The following is a 15,212-nucleotide window of genomic DNA, read 5'->3' as shown; positions in this document are numbered from 1 at the left end:
AAGGCACTCATGCTCAGTAATGATATTCTTCGTAGCCTGCGCTACACCCTGAAAGCCAATAATAACGATATGGTGCGCATTCTTGCGCTTGCCGATATGGAATCCACCGCCGCCAGCTTCGATACCTGGATGACGAAAGAGGATGAAGAGGGTTTTGTCCGCTGCCCGGATATTATCCTGTCGGGTTTCCTCAACGGCCTTATCTACGATAAGCGCGGCAAAGATGATTCGGCGCCGGAGCTGGCGCTGGAGCGTCGGGTGAATAACAACACGGTGCTGAAAAAGCTGCGGATCGCCTTCTCGCTGAAAACGGACGATATCCAGGCGATCATGAGCGAGCAGAAATACCGGGTGTCGGTGCCGGAAATCACCGCCATGATGCGCGCCCCGGAGCATAAAAACTACCGCGAGTGCGGGGATCAGTTTATGCGCAACTTCCTGCGCGGGTTGACCCACCGGGTGCATCACCCGAAGGCGTGATGTTTAGCCGGGTGGCGGCTTCGCCTTACCCGGCCGACAAAACCCGTAGGCCCGTGTAAACGTAGCGCCGCCGGGCAAAAAAAAGCCGGAGATACTCTCCGGCTTTTTTGTTATTTCACCTGCTGACCCGGCTTCGCGCCGTCGTCAGGGCTTAACAGGAAGATATCCTTCCCGCCAGGGCCGGCGGCCATCACCATGCCCTCGGAGATGCCGAAGCGCATTTTGCGCGGCGCCAGGTTGGCGACCATCACCGTCAGGCGGCCAATCAGCGGCTGCGGATCCGGGTAAGCGGAACGGATGCCGGAGAAGACGTTACGTTTTTCGCCGCCGAGATCCAGCGTCAGGCGCAGCAGCTTGTCGGAGCCCTCGACGAATTCCGCGTTTTCAATCAGCGCCACGCGCAGGTCAACTTTGGCGAAATCGTCAAAAGTGATGGTCTCCTGAATCGGATCGTCCGCCAGCGGGCCGGTGACCGGCGCCGCGGTGGCTTTCACCTCTTCTTTAGAGGCTTCCACCAGCGCTTCCACCTGTTTCATCTCGATGCGGTTATACAGCGCTTTAAACGGATTGACCTTATGCGCCAGCAGCGGCTGCTGAATGGCATCCCAGCTCAGTTCGCTGTTGAGGAACGCTTCCGCACGCGCCGCCAGCTGCGGCAGCACCGGCTTCAGCCAGGTCATCAGCACGCGGAACATGTTCAGGCCCATGGTGCAGATGGCCTGCAGGTCGGCGTCGCGGCCTTCCTGTTTCGCCACCACCCACGGCGCCTGCTCGTCGACATAGCGGTTAGCCACGTCGGCGAGGGCCATGATTTCGCGGATTGCTTTACCGAACTCGCGGCTGTCCCATGCTTCGCCGATGCTTTCTGCCGCGTCGGTGAAGGTTTTATACAGCGCCGGGTCGGCCAGCTCAGCGGCCAGCACGCCGTCGAAACGCTTGCTGATAAAGCCGGCGTTGCGTGAGGCGAGGTTAACCACCTTGTTGACGATATCCGCGTTCACGCGCTGCACGAAATCTTCCAGGTTCAGGTCGATGTCATCGATGCGCGAGGAGAGCTTGGCGGTGTAGTAGTAGCGCAGGCTGTCAGCGTCGAAATGATTTAACCAGGTGCTGGCCTTGATAAAGGTCCCGCGCGACTTGGACATCTTCGCGCCGTTAACCGTTACGTAGCCGTGCACGAACAGGTTGGTCGGCTTACGGAAGTTGCTGCCTTCCAGCATCGCCGGCCAGAACAGGCTGTGGAAGTAGACAATGTCCTTGCCGATAAAGTGATACAGCTCGGCCGAGGAGTCTTTCTTCCAGTATTCGTCGAAGCTGGTGGTGTCGCCGCGCTTGTCGCACAGGTTCTTGAAGGAGCCCATGTAGCCGATCGGCGCGTCCAGCCAGACGTAGAAATATTTGCCCGGCGCGTTGGGAATTTCGAAGCCGAAGTACGGCGCATCGCGGGAGATGTCCCACTGCTGCAGGCCGGATTCGAACCACTCCTGCATTTTGTTCGCTACCTGCTCCTGCAGCGCGCCGCTGCGGGTCCACGCCTGCAGCATTTCGCTGAACGACGGCAGGTCGAAGAAGAAGTGCTCGGAGTCACGCATTACCGGCGTAGCGCCGGAAACCACCGATTTCGGGTCGATAAGTTCGGTGGGGCTGTAGGTCGCGCCGCACACTTCGCAGTTATCGCCATACTGGTCCGGAGATTTGCACTTCGGACAGGTGCCTTTCACAAAACGGTCCGGCAGGAACATGCCTTTTTCCGGATCGTAGAGCTGAGAGATGGTGCGGTTTTTAATAAAACCGTTCTCTTTCAGACGGGTGTAGATAAGCTCCGACAGCTCGCGGTTCTCGTCGCTGTGCGTCGAGTGATAGTTATCATAGCTGATGTCGAAGCCGGCAAAATCGGTCTGATGCTCCTGACTCATTTCGCCAATCATCTGCTCCGGAGTGATACCGAGCTGCTGCGCTTTGAGCATGATCGGCGTGCCGTGAGCGTCGTCGGCGCAGATGAAGTTGACCTCGTGGCCGCGCATTCGCTGGTAACGGACCCAGACATCAGCCTGGATGTGCTCCAGCATGTGGCCGAGGTGGATGGAGCCGTTGGCGTACGGCAGGGCGCACGTTACCAGAATTTTCTTCGCGACTTGAGTCATAGTGAGCATTACATCTTCTGTTGTAAAAAGGGCTTTCGATATTACCAAAAGGGCTGTGGGTGCGCCATAAATGGCTGCCCATATATGGATAATCGTTAGCTGTGATAAACTCTGTGATTACTGAAAGCATCTCAAAACAACAAAGGAGTCGGGATGAATTCGCAATCCCAGGCCAAATCCCCTGAGCGCCTACGTGCGATGGTCGCCGGGACGCTGGCCAATTTCCAGCACCCAACCCTGAAGCATAATCTCACCGCCCTCAAGGCGCTGCACCATGTCGCCTGGCTGGACGATACCGTTCATATTGAGCTGCAGATGCCGTTCGTCTGGAGCAGCGCCTTCGAAGTGCTGAAAGAGCAGTGCAGCGCCGAGCTGCTGCGCATCACCGGCGCGAAGGCCATCGACTGGAAGCTGACCCACAGCATCGCGACCCTCAAGCGCGTGAAAAACCAGCCCGGGGTCAACGGCGTGAAGAACATTATCGCCATCAGCTCCGGCAAAGGCGGCGTCGGTAAATCTTCTACTGCCGTAAACCTGGCGCTGGCCCTGGCGGCGGAAGGGGCGAAGGTGGGCATTCTTGATGCCGATATCTACGGTCCGTCGATTCCGACCATGCTGGGCGCCGAAGACAGTCGCCCGACCTCACCGGACGGCACCCATATGGCGCCGATCATCAAGTATGGCCTGGCCACCAACTCTATCGGCTACCTGGTGACTGACGACAACGCCATGGTCTGGCGTGGTCCGATGGCCAGCAAGGCGCTGATGCAGATGCTGCAGGAGACCCTGTGGCCGGATCTTGATTACCTGGTGCTGGATATGCCGCCGGGCACCGGCGACATCCAGCTGACCCTGGCGCAGAACATTCCGGTGACCGGTGCGGTGGTGGTCACCACGCCGCAGGACATCGCGCTGATCGACGCCAAAAAAGGCATCGTGATGTTCGAGAAAGTGGAAGTGCCGGTGCTGGGGATCGTGGAAAACATGAGCATGCATATCTGCAGCAACTGCGGGCACCACGAGCCTATCTTCGGCACCGGCGGCGCGCAAAAACTGGCCGAGAAATACCACACCCAGCTGCTGGGTCAGCTGCCGCTGCATATTACGCTGCGGGAAGATCTGGATAACGGCACGCCGACGGTGGTGGCGCGTCCGGACAGCGAATTTACCGACATCTACCGCCAGCTGGCGGGCCGGGTGGCGGCCCAGATGTACTGGCAGGGAGAAGTGATCCCGGGTGAGATTGCCTTCCGCGCCGTTTAAGGCCGCGGCGAGCGCATCAGCCAGTATCTGCCCTCGGGCGACGCGCCCTGTGCTTCGATGGTCCAGCCATGACGCTGGTAGAAGCGCAGGGCGTTTTTATTTTCCATCAGGCATTTCAGCGTTCCGCTGGCGGTAAAGCTCTGTTCGACCTGCGCCAGCAGCGCGCTGCCGATATGTTTGCCCTGCCAGTCGGGGTCGACAAACAGATGGTGAAGGAAATTATCGGCGGTCCATACGGCGGCAAAGCCCACCGGCTGGCCGTCGCATTCCGCGACCCACAGTTGTTCATCCGCGGTGGCGGCATCGAAATCCTCCAGCCGCCACGCCGCGGCGGGAAGCCAGGTCCACGATAAACTGCGCGCCCGCAGGAAGATCTGGCGCAGCGCCGGAGAGTCCGCTGGCTCGCCGGGGCGGACGTGGAGGTTGCGCGGATCAGCGATGATAGAAGATCTCGCCATCGTACACTTTGAGGATTTTGCCTTCGGTATCGGTAATCAGCACGTAGTTACCGCCCATGTAGGTCCAGTGGCTGCCGGCGTCCGGTGCAGGCAGGTTACGCTGCTGCCACTGTTTGATGTTGTATTCCGGGGTGAGGTACATCGCCGGAACGGTGTCGCCGATGTGAAACTGGGTGAAATCGGCAGTGAACTCTTTCAGCGCATACTGATCGATCCCCGCGGCAGTAGCCGTCCAGCTGGCGCCAGCGGTGGCAAGAAGTACGCCCAGAAGCATCATTTTTGTTTTACGCATAATTTCCTCAATATTACCTGGACTCAAATTAGCAGCCTCGTATCATTCCTGATGCGTTGCTGAAATGGCAAGCACTGGATTTTTAAAAAGTGTAAGCAAAACACGGCACAAGTCTTGCGCCGCTTGCGTTGCAGCGACGGTGATGCGTATTTTGGGAGCAATCTGAAGCAGGGGAGAATCGGCATGTTCAGGCTGGAAGATCTGACCTTATTTGTCCGCGCCGCGGCACTGGGCAGTTTTAGCGATGCGGCGCGTGAATCCGGACAGCAGCCGGCGCAGGTGAGCGCGGCGATTAAGCGTCTGGAGACGATCCTCAATATTCGTCTGTTTGCCCGTTCGACCCGCAGCCTGCGTCTGACGCCGGAGGGGGAGACCTGGCTGCCCTACGCCACCCAGATGCTCGATACCCTCGAGGCCGGTCTGCAGAAGATCCAGACCCCGGACGATGAAGTTCGCGGCATGTTGCAGATTGCCGTGCCGTCGGACCTCGGGCGTAACCTGCTCCTGACCCTGTTCCGTGATTTCCGCCAACGCCACCCGGCGCTGCGTTTGCGGTTGCTCTTTTCCGACCAGCTGACCGACGTGTTTAAAGATCCGGTGGACGTCGCGTTTCGCTATGGCAATAACGACGATGCCTCGTTTATCTCGCTGCCGGTGGCGCCGGAAAATCGTCGGGTGCTGGTGGCCTCGCCTGAGTGGATCGCCCGCCACGGCGAACCGCAGACCCTCGAGGAGCTCAGCCAGCACAATGCGTTGATCTACATTTTGCGCGGCCGTCCGTTCGACCGCTGGTCGCTGAGCCTCGACGGTGTGGTTCAGCAGCAGAAGGTCTCCGGCACGGTGATGAGCGACGACGCCGAGGTGATCCGTCGGCTGGCGGTGGCCGGGGAGGGCATTGCCTATAAATCGATGCTCGACGTCAGCGACGATCTGCGGGCGGGGCGCCTGCGGCGCCTGCTGCCGCGTTATCAGGGGGATGTGGTGCCGTTGAATCTGATTTGCCCGCACCGCAAACAGCTCTCTGCCGCGGTGCGTTTGTTATATGAAGAGGTGAAATCACATTGTGAAGGGCTTAATGCCTGACTAAGGTCGCGAAGTAATACACCAGCGGGACAGCCAGCACCCACAGGCCAATCGGGATTTCCCGCCACTTACCGGCGATAGCCTTGATCACAATGTAAAACAGCAGCCCGCCGGCAATCCCGGTGCCGAAGCTGTTGGCGATAAGCGTAATCATCACCATCATCAGCACCGGCAGCCCGTCGGTGAAGTTGCCAAGATCCACTTTGCGCAGGCCGCTGAACATGTTGAGGCCAATCAGGATCAGCGCCGGGGCGGTGGCTTCTTTCGGGATCATCAACGCCACCGGCGTGAACAGCAGCATCAGCAGGAACATTACCGCCGCCGACAGGGCGGTGAGGCCGGTTTTGCCGCCGGCTTCCGCTGCCGCCGAAGACTCAATCAGCGCCGTCGCCGCCGGGATGCCCACCCATGGGCCGAGTGCGGCGGCAATCGAATCGACCATAAACGGGCGATTAATCTGCGGCATGTTGCCTTCTTCATCCAGCAGCCCCGCCTCGCCGCCCACCGCCAGCGTCGTCCCCATGGTGGAGAAAAACTCAGAGGCGAAAAAGACGAACAGGAACGGCAGGAAGGCGATGTTTAACGCCCCCAGCAGATCAACCTGCCCCAGCACCGGGGTTAGCGAATGGGGAACGTCGATAAAACTTGTCGGCAGATGGGTGACGCCGAAGGGGATGCCCACCAGCGTGGCGCACAGAATGGCCCACAAAATCGCGCCCGGAACCTTACGCGCCTGCAGGGCTATCGCCAGGAACAGGCCGCACAGCGCCACCAGCGCGCCGGGGGCGAGAAAGTCGCCGAGCATCAGCGCGTTGGTTTTCGCATTGGCCAGCACCAGCCCGGCATTGCGAAAGCCGAGGACGGCGACAAACAGGCCGATGGAGGCGGTGAGCCCCAGCTTGATCGACTGCGGTACCGAGCGGGTGACCACTTCGCGCAGGCCAAAGCGGGTCAGCAGGAAGAAGAGGATCCCCGACCAGCAGGCAATCCCGAGGCCAGTCTGCCAGCCAATCCCTTCGCTACCGGCCAGCGTCACTCCCACCAGCACCGAGCCGCCAATCCCCGGGCCAACGATAAACGGCAGGTTGGCATAAAACGCCATCAGCAGAGAGCCGACGAAGAAGACCAGAATGGTGCCGGTGGTGGCGGCGCCTTTGTCCATCCCGCCGATCGCCAGCAGCCCCGGGATGACCACCAGTAAATAGGCGGCGGCGAGAAAGCCGGTGATCCCGGCCAGGCATTCAGTGCGTAGCGTACCGCCGCGCGAGCGCAGCGCAAAGCGGCGCTCCAGCCAGTTAGCGCGGGCGGATGAGTGAAGTGTGTTATCGGCCATGCTCAGGCTCCCTGAGGATTATTGTTGTGATCGGTTGGCTCCGGGGTCTCCCGGCAGGCTATCAACGGGTCGACTATCTGACGGCTGCCGCCGTCGGTCAGACCCAAATCGGTTAAATGCGGCCCGGCGTTACAGGCAAGGCAGGTTCCTTCAATGGCCTTGAAGACCCGGTACGGTGGCTCCCAGTCGGCGACTTGGCTGCTCAGATCGCGCAGCTCGCGGAACTGACGAGCCAGTTCGGCGGCCGGGAGATCCGACAGCATGCCGGCAATCGGCATTGCCACATGGGCAAGGATCTCGCCCTGTTGCGCCAGCGCCATCCCGCCGCCGGAGGCGATAAGCTGGTTGGCCGCCAGCGCCATATCATCAGCGTCGCGCCCGAGCACCACCAGATTGTGCGAGTCGTGGGAGTAGCTGGTGGCGATGGCGCCGCGCAGCTCACCCCAGCCTTCGAGCAGGGCGATTTGCGGTGTCGCCTCGTGGCGGCCGTGGCGGTGTTTAACCCAGATCAGACTGAAGCCGGCGGGCAGCTGGACTTTCCCGTCACGAACCTGCACTTCCACTTCGCCCCACTGGGTGAAGCGCGCGCCGCGGATATGACGCAGGCGGGCGACGCCGTGACGAATGCCCTGGACGCGCAGAACAAAGTCATCGGCGCGGAGGGGGGCGATCGGCAAAGTATCGCGCGGCGGCGTCACGCCCGGCGCGGGGGCGATCGGCTTCAGCAGGCGGCCGGCATGGGCCAGCCGTTCCCCCCCAACGTAGACTTCACGGGCCACCAGTTTCTCCAGGGAATCAAACACCACCAAATCCGCGCGCCGCCCGGCGGCAATCAGCCCGAGATCGTGGCGCTGCAGGCGAAGAGCGGCGTTGAGGGTGGCGAATCGCAGCGCATCGACCGCCGGTAAACCGTGCTCGATCAGCAGGTTAAGCAGGGCGATGATCCCGCCTTTCTCCAGCAGCATATCCGGCGGCACGTCATCGGTGCAGACGGTGATTTGCGAGGAGAGGTGCGGCAGCGTTTTTAACGCCGCGACGATATCCGGCAGCAGATAGGGGTGCGAGCCGCGGATCTCGATCGTCAGACCGGCGCGCAGTTTTTCCAGCGCGTCGTCCGCCGAGGTCAGTTCATGATCGGAGGTGACGCCGGCGGCGAGGTAGGCCTGCAGGTCAGCGCCGCTCAGGCCGCGGGCGTGGCCTTCAATCAGTTTGCCGCTGTTGAGACCGGCCTGGACAATCTCCTGCATCCGCTCGCTACCGTGCAGCACGCCGTGCATATCCATCACTTCCGCCACACCGCGTACTTCCGGCCAGCCGAGCATGGTCTCCATCTCCGCGCCGGCGAAATCGGCGCCGGACATTTCGAGACCTGGCGTGGAGGGGACGCTGGACGGCGCGGCGACCATCACCTGCAGCGGCAGATGGCGGCTGGCGTCAACCGCGTAGCGCACGCCCTCGACGCCGAGGACGTTGGCCAGCTCATGCGGATCCCAGAACACCGCGGTGGTGCCCTGGGTGAGGACGATTTCCGCGTAGCGCTCCGGCGGCAGGTGCGAGCTTTCGAGGTGTACGTGGGTGTCCATCAGGCCGGGGGACAGGTAGCCACCGGCCAGGGAACGTACTTCATGGGCGTCGGCGCGGCTGCCGCGCGGGTGGACGCTGGCGATCATTTCGCCGACGATACCGACGTCAGCGGGGCGAATTTCGCCCGTGGCCATATCGACGATCTGCGCCTCGACCAGCAGCAGATCAAACGGGGATTCGCCGCGCGCGGCCTGCACGGCGCGACGACGGACTTGAGCATTGCTGGACATAACCACTCCGGCACAAGGATAATGCGGATACTCTATGGGCACAGCAAACGTTTGCCCAGATGAATAAATTTATCACCCGATAAGCTCGGGTTATTGTGCAGGACCACCGTAGCGAACCCGATAATGAACGAACCCTGGCAGCGTCTGCCCGCGCTCTCTCTTAAACAGCTTCAGTATTTCGTCACCCTGGCCCAGCTGCGCCATTTTACCGATACCGCCAGTCGGCTGGCGATTAGCCAGCCGGCGCTGAGCAGCGCGCTGCGGCAAATTGAAACGGTGCTCGGCGGCAAGCTGGTCAACCGTACCGCTTCGGCGGTCACCCTGACTGAACTGGGGGCGGCGATTTTACCCCACGCCCAGCGGATCCTCAGCGTAGCGCAGGCGGCCTTTTTCGATATGCAGCAGATCGTCGAGGCGGGCGGCGACGGGACAGTGCGCATCGGTCTGGTGCCGTCGGTCAGTTCGCTGCTGTTTCCGCTGCTGCCGCAGACCCTGGCTCAGGCCTTTCCGCGTCTGCGCATTGAATTTCACGATCAGACCAACGATGCGCTTATCCAGGCGCTGCTGCGCGGCGAGATTGATTTCGGCATCGGGGCGATCGACAGCTCAGTGCCTGCTGAACTGCTGGTCTATCCGCTGCGCGAAGATCCCTTTGTGGCGGTGCTGCACCGTGACGATCCGCTGGCCGCGCAGGCGCACTTGCCGTGGAAACAGCTGGTGGGGCGGGATATTGCCGTCTTCTCGAAGGGTAATATTCAACGGCTGGTGGCGGCATTAGTGGAGAGCCATCGCCTGACGCTGACCACCCGCTACCAGGTGGACTATATCGAAACCCTGTATGGCCTGGTGCGCTCGCGCTTAGCGGTGGCCATTCTGCCGGCGCTGTACACCACCCATCTACAGGACCCGGCGCTCCAGGTCGCCCAGTTGCAGCAGCCGGCGCTGACCCGTACGGTGGCCCTGATGCGCGGCCCGCAGGCGCTGCCGCCGCTTATCGAAGCCTGTTTTTCCCTGCTGCAGGGAGAATTGCGTCGCGCTGATGCCTGATCCGCACATTGATTATCGTGGCGGGGGGATCAAAAAATCCCCCGCGGCCTGACCGGCGACGGGGGATGTCCGCGTTAAACGCTTACGGTGTGACGATATTGAACCAGAAGGCGAATGTGTCCATGTAGCTCAGCATCTCGTCGAGCTTAGCGCCATTACCGCTAATCTTGACCTTGCCCTGAGCTTCAGCCTGCTTCAGCGTTTCCTGCTTGAGGATAATCTTATTCAGGGTGTCGCGGCTGAGCGAGATGCTGGCGTCGGCATTGTCCGCCACCGCATTGGCGGTATGGTTAAGCACGCCGTTTTCCAGCTCCAGTTTGTACTTGCCGCCGTCTTTACCCAGGTCGATATTAAAGACCGCTTTAGCTGCCCCGGCTTTTTCGCCGTTGATATGCACCCCGAGGTAATCGAAGAACATTTCTGGCGTCATCGCCCGCACGGTATCCGGGCTGGCGGTGTTCGGCGTCGGCAGTTTCTGCACGCCGTTACGCAGCTCCTGAGCGCCGGTGAGGTAGAAGTTGCGCCAGGTCCCGGCTTCCGCCTGATATCCGAGCTGCTCCAGGGCGTCGGCTTCCAGATCACGCGCCTGCTGATTGTCAGGATCGGCGAAGACGATTTTGCTGGTCACCTGGGCCACCCAGCGGTAGTTCCCCTGCTGGTAGTCGGCTTTGGCTTTCTGCATGATGGCATCGGCGCCGCCCATATATTCCACGAACTTCTTCGCCGCCTGTTCTGGCGGCAGCTCGTCGAGGGTGGCCGGGTTGCCATCAAACCAGCCGAGATAGAAGACGTAGGTCGCTTTCACATCGTGGCTAACGGAACCGTAGTAGCCGCGGCTGGACCACTGTTTCTCCAGCGAATCCGGCAGCTTGAAGTTGGCGGCGATCTCATCGCGGGTCATGCCTAAGTTCGCCATACGCAGGGTCTGGTCGTTGATATAGCGATACATATCGCGCTGACCTTTCATCAGCTTCACGATATTGTCGTTCCCCCAGGTCGGCCAGTGGTGCTGAGCGATAATCACTTCCGCCTCGTTGCCCCAGCGGTCGATGGCGGCGTTGATGTATTTCGACCACGCCAGCGGATCGCGGATTTTGGCGCCGCGCAGAGAGTAAGTGTTGTGCAGGGTATGGGTCACATCCTCTGCCGCCTCGATCATTTTCTTCTCTTTGACATACCACAGCATTTCCGACGGCGCTTCCGAGCCCGGCGCCATCATAAAGTCATAGGTCAGACCGTCGATCACTTCCTGCTGACCGGTATGGGTAATGTAGTGGGTCGGCGGGATCAGCGTAACGGTACCCGCCGAGGTGGTGGTGCCGAGACCGGCGCCGACCTGTCCCTTAGCGTCCGGCTTCAGCAGGTTGCCGTACATGTAGCTGGCGCGGCGGCTCATCGCAGTACCGGCCATGATGTTCTCGGAAACCGCTTCCTCCATAAAGCCGGCAGGGGCGTAAATCTTCACTTTACCGGCTTTCACGTCAGCTTCATCGACTACGCCACGGATACCGCCGTAGTGGTCCACATGGCTGTGGGTAAACAGCACCGCCACCACCGGTTTTTTCGGCCGGTGGGCAAAATAGAGCGCCAGAGCCTCTTTGGCCGGTTCGGCGCTCAGCAAGGGGTCGATGACCGTAATCCCGGTTTTGCCTTCGATAATGGTCATATTGGAAAGATCGAGATTACGGATCTGGTAAACGCCGTCGGTAACTTTGAACAAGCCGCCGATATTGAGTAATTGTGACTGTCGCCACAGGCTGGGATTAACAGTGTCCGGCGCCTTTTCGCCTTCTTTGACGAAATCATATTTGGCGGGATCCCAGATAATATTTCCCTGTGCGCCTTTGAGCATCGCTGGCGGCAGGGGGGCGATAAAACCCTGATGGGCGTTGTTAAAGTCGGTTTTATCCGCAAACGGCAGTTTGTTGTATAGCGCCTGATTCGCCTCACGCGTGGCCGGTGTGGCATCCTGTTGTGGCGCGGCGGCGAAGGCGGTTATCGACAAAGACGATAACATTCCGGCCAGCGCCAGATTTTTGGCTATCTGATTTAATTTCATGACTACCTCTCAGGTAATTTATTCCGCGGAAATAAAGAAATATTTTCCGTTTTTAAAAATGGATGGCTTGCGGTTTATTCTAAAGACAAATATTGTGCTGAATAGTCCCATATGGGACTGACAGGGTATTGCTTAAGGATCCGCTCGTCTTCGCCGGACGAGGGCTGCTATACTGTTGCTAACGGCGCAGGCGAGGGCAGAGGATGAATTTCCAGGAAATACATAGTTATTATAAGACGTTAGCCATAGCCGACTTTTTTGCCGATATCGTTACGGAAGGTGAAGAGATTATTCTCGCCGCTAATAAAAAATGGCGCCCGGAGTCGGGTTATATTTATTTTTGTACCGAGGGTTCGTTATCAATATTAATGCCGGATGATGGCTTGAGTATCGGTAATTCCATTGAGTATATGCCGATTGGCCTGATGGAGCGGTATTGCCCGCTGGCGAAATTTGAATATACAGGCAGTGGCCCGGTGACGCTGCGAAAAATCACTTACGCGGCCTTCGATCGTCTGTTTATTGAAAATCATCCGCAGCGCGTTGAGGCGCTGGCGAAAGTGCTGGTGTTCATGAGTATCTTTACCATCGACCTGCACAATGAACGCCGTCAGGTGACCAGCTATCAGACGATTCGCCCGATGTTATATCGCTATCTTTATCGACAGCACACCCATGAGGGCGAAAATGAGGGACTGGCGTTATTTATCATCAGGCGTACCAATCTTTCGCGCACCCATGTGTTTCGCGTGCTTGCGGACTTAAAGGCGGGGGGATACATCACCATGAAACGGGGCAAGCTTATCTCTATCGATCGCCCGCTGCCCGCGGACTATTGAACGACGCTGAGAAGGGTAACAAGGCGGGATCGCCGCCTTGTTACTCAGGATAGCCGTCAGCAGATCATTACGGCGTCACGATGTTAAACCAGAAGTCAAACTTGTCCATATAGCCCAGCATTTCATCGAGTTTAGCCCCGTTACCGCTGATTTTAACTTCCCCTTTCTCTTCCGCCTGCTTCAGGGTCTCTTCTTTAAGAATGATTTTATTCAGGGTGGCGCGATCCAGCGTCAGGGTGGCATCCGCCTCTTTCGCTTCCGCATTCGCGGTGTGGTTCAGCACGCCGTTTTCCAGTTCCAGTTTATATTTACCGCCGTCATTGCCCAGATCGATATTGAACACCGACTTCGCGTTACCCGCTTTTTCGCCATTGATATGGACCGCCAGATAATCAAAGAACATTTCCGGGGTCATGGCGCGGACGGTGTCCGGGCTGGCGGTGTTCGGGGTCGGGCCTTTCACCACACCGTTACGCAGCTCCTGGGCGCCGGTGAGGTAGAAGTTACGCCACGGGCCGGATTCCGCCTGATAGCCTAACTGCTCCAGGGCATCGGCTTCCAGATTACGCGCCTGCTGGTTGTTGGGGTCGGCGAAGACAATTTTGCTGACCACCTGGGCGACCCAGCGGTAGTTACCCTGGTCGTAATCTTCTTTCGCTTTCTTCAGGATCGCATCCGCGCCGCCCATATAATCGACGAATTTCTTCGCCGCTTCTTCCGGCGGCAGTTCGTCGAGGGTCGCCGGGTTGCCATCGAACCAGCCGAGATACAGCACGTAGGTGGCTTTCACATCGTGGCTGACCGAGCCGTAGTAGCCGCGGTTAGCCCAGGTGTTGGCCAGACTGTCCGGTAGCTTAAAGTTAGCGGCGATTTCATCGCGGGTCAGGCCTTCGTTAGCCATCCGCAGGGTCTGGTCGTTGATGTAACGATACAGATCACGCTGGCTCTTCAGCAGGTTAACCACGTTTTCGTTGCCCCAGGTCGGCCAGTGGTGCTGAGCCATAATGATCTCAGCCTTATCGCCCCAGCGAACGATCGCCTGGTTGATATATTTCGACCACGGCAGCGGTTCACGGATCTTCGCCCCGCGCAGCGAGTAGGTGTTATGCAGGGTATGGGTGACGTCTTCTGCGGATTCGATCAGTTTCTTCTCTTCGATATACCACAGCATTTCTGACGGCGCTTCGGAGCCCGGCGCCAGCATAAAGTCGTAGGTCAGGCCGTCGATCACCTCTTTCTGGCCGTCCTTGTCAATAATATTGGTTGGCGCAATCAGGGTGACGGTACCCGCAGAGGTGGTGGTGCCCAGCCCGGCGCCCACCTGGCCTTTGGCATCTGGCTTCAGCAGGTTGCCGTACATATAACTGGCGCGGCGACTCATGACGTTCCCGGCCATGATGTTTTCCGCCACGGCAGCTTCCATAAAGCCGGCCGGCGCGTAGATTTTCACTTTGCCGGACTTCACATCCGCTTCATCAACCACACCGCGCACGCCGCCGTAGTGGTCAACGTGGCTGTGGGTGTAGATCACCGCGACGACCGGTTTTTTACCGCGGTTTTTGTAATACAGGTCCATGCCCACTTTGGCGGTTTCTGCCGAGACCAGCGGGTCAACGACGGTGATCCCCTCTTTACCCTCAATAATTGTCATATTGGAGAGATCGAGGTTGCGGATCTGGTAGACCCCGTCGGTCACTTCAAACAGGCCGCTGATGTTAATCAGCTGCGACTGGCGCCACAAACTCGGGTTCACCGTCTCCGGCGCTTTTTCCCCTTCTTTAATGAAGGCATACTGGCCCGGATCCCAGATGACATTGCCTTGTTCGCCTTTAATGACTTCCGGCGGCAGGGCGGCAATAAAGCCTTTATGCGCATTGGTGAAATCGGTGTTATCGGAGAAGGGGAGTTGATTGTAGAGGGCATCGTTCGCTTTTTTGGTCGCTTCGGTCGCCTCTTTGGCTGACGTGTCCGCCGAGGCGGCGAAAGCGAGACTATTTAACAAACCCGCTAACGCTAACCCTTTTACTATCGGGGTCAATTTCATTGGAATCCTCATTAATGGCATGGTTTATTCGGTTTTACCGATTTAACGCAGGTGGTTGTTTGTTACAGGTTTTTTAAATATAACCATGCATTAACATTCATCCAGTTTTGCTTACAAAAAATGCGTGTTTTACTCCTTTTGTAGTACTTACATAAACGGGAAAAGAAATCAGGTCGGCTTGTGTTACACCGCCACATTTCGTACCCTGCTGACTGAAAATGTTGTACCGCTTTTATGACTCGGGGTGCCCTTCTTCGTTGAAGGCTGAGAAATACCCGTACCACCTGATCTGGATAATGCCAGCGTAGGGAAGTCAGAGACCGCAGGGTCATTGCTTCTACCTCGTCTGGCGGGAG

12 protein-coding genes and 1 riboswitch are annotated in these 15,212 nt (G+C 58.7%); of the genes, 5 read left to right on the top strand and 7 right to left on the bottom strand.

All coding sequences use genetic code 11. The features are described 5' to 3' along the window. Positions 1 to 9: 9 nt before the first annotated feature. Entirely contained in the window at positions 10 to 480 is a 471-nt protein-coding gene (locus FHW76_RS03025) for a DUF1456 family protein (protein WP_008804053.1), read from the top strand. Positions 481 to 590: 110 nt separating this feature from the next. Here FHW76_RS03025 and metG read toward each other — a convergent pair whose 3' ends face one another. Then, positions 591 to 2,624, bottom strand: coding sequence for a methionine--tRNA ligase (metG, locus tag FHW76_RS03020; RefSeq protein WP_012541047.1), 2,034 nt, complete (start codon positions 2,622 to 2,624; stop codon positions 591 to 593). Between the two features lie 153 nt (positions 2,625 to 2,777). Between metG and apbC the strand changes: the two genes are divergently transcribed. Continuing rightward, entirely contained in the window at positions 2,778 to 3,887 is a 1,110-nt protein-coding gene (gene apbC, locus FHW76_RS03015; RefSeq protein WP_008804054.1) for an iron-sulfur cluster carrier protein ApbC, read from the top strand. On the opposite strand, the gene FHW76_RS03010 is transcribed toward apbC, so the two are convergent. Both FHW76_RS03010 and FHW76_RS03005 read right to left on the bottom strand, forming a co-directional pair. After that, positions 3,884 to 4,345 carry a GNAT family N-acetyltransferase gene (locus FHW76_RS03010; protein ID WP_022064805.1) on the bottom strand — a complete coding sequence of 154 codons (462 nt, stop codon included), beginning with the start codon at positions 4,343 to 4,345 and terminating at the stop codon, positions 3,884 to 3,886. The two genes, apbC and FHW76_RS03010, sit on opposite strands and share 4 nt — an antisense overlap. After that, positions 4,320 to 4,637, bottom strand: coding sequence for an RcnB family protein (locus tag FHW76_RS03005; RefSeq protein WP_002912749.1), 318 nt, complete (start codon positions 4,635 to 4,637; stop codon positions 4,320 to 4,322). The genes FHW76_RS03010 and FHW76_RS03005 overlap by 26 nt, the downstream gene beginning before the upstream one ends. Before the next feature lie 183 nt (positions 4,638 to 4,820). Between FHW76_RS03005 and FHW76_RS03000 the strand changes: the two genes are divergently transcribed. After that, entirely contained in the window at positions 4,821 to 5,720 is a 900-nt protein-coding gene (locus FHW76_RS03000; protein WP_023323022.1) for a LysR family transcriptional regulator, read from the top strand. Here the strand turns inward: FHW76_RS03000 and FHW76_RS02995 are convergent. After that, positions 5,710 to 7,053, bottom strand: coding sequence for an NCS2 family permease (locus tag FHW76_RS02995; RefSeq protein ID WP_183476202.1), 1,344 nt, complete (start codon positions 7,051 to 7,053; stop codon positions 5,710 to 5,712). The two genes, FHW76_RS03000 and FHW76_RS02995, sit on opposite strands and share 11 nt — an antisense overlap. Before the next feature lie 2 nt (positions 7,054 to 7,055). Further along, entirely contained in the window at positions 7,056 to 8,867 is a 1,812-nt protein-coding gene (locus FHW76_RS02990; protein WP_048271925.1) for an adenine deaminase, read from the bottom strand. A 120-nt stretch (positions 8,868 to 8,987) separates the two neighbouring features. Here FHW76_RS02990 and FHW76_RS02985 point away from each other — a divergent pair, with 120 nt between their 5' ends. Next, positions 8,988 to 9,914 carry a LysR family transcriptional regulator gene (locus FHW76_RS02985; protein ID WP_117407221.1) on the top strand — a complete coding sequence of 309 codons (927 nt, stop codon included), beginning with the start codon at positions 8,988 to 8,990 and terminating at the stop codon, positions 9,912 to 9,914. A gap of 82 nt (positions 9,915 to 9,996) precedes the next feature. Here the strand turns inward: FHW76_RS02985 and FHW76_RS02980 are convergent, their stop codons facing one another. Next, positions 9,997 to 11,973 (bottom strand): alkyl/aryl-sulfatase, encoded by a 1,977-nt coding sequence (locus FHW76_RS02980; RefSeq protein ID WP_064165944.1) that lies wholly within the window; start codon positions 11,971 to 11,973, stop codon positions 9,997 to 9,999. A gap of 203 nt (positions 11,974 to 12,176) precedes the next feature. Here FHW76_RS02980 and FHW76_RS02975 point away from each other — a divergent pair, with 203 nt between their 5' ends. Then, on the top strand, positions 12,177 to 12,812 hold the full coding sequence (locus FHW76_RS02975; RefSeq protein WP_008804061.1) for a helix-turn-helix domain-containing protein: 636 nt from the start codon (positions 12,177 to 12,179) through the stop codon (positions 12,810 to 12,812). A gap of 67 nt (positions 12,813 to 12,879) precedes the next feature. Here FHW76_RS02975 and FHW76_RS02970 read toward each other — a convergent pair whose 3' ends face one another. Further along, positions 12,880 to 14,856, bottom strand: coding sequence for an alkyl/aryl-sulfatase (locus FHW76_RS02970; RefSeq protein ID WP_049157332.1), 1,977 nt, complete (start codon positions 14,854 to 14,856; stop codon positions 12,880 to 12,882). Between the two features lie 230 nt (positions 14,857 to 15,086). Continuing rightward, a riboswitch (TPP riboswitch) is annotated at positions 15,087 to 15,184 on the top strand. Positions 15,185 to 15,212 lie beyond the last annotated feature (28 nt).

Source organism: Klebsiella sp. RC2 (genome assembly GCF_014192815.1).
Classification (GTDB): domain Bacteria; phylum Pseudomonadota; class Gammaproteobacteria; order Enterobacterales; family Enterobacteriaceae; genus Klebsiella; species Klebsiella variicola.
The sequence above is the reverse complement of the archived record's forward strand: the minus strand, read 5'-3'. Positions and strand labels throughout refer to the sequence as shown.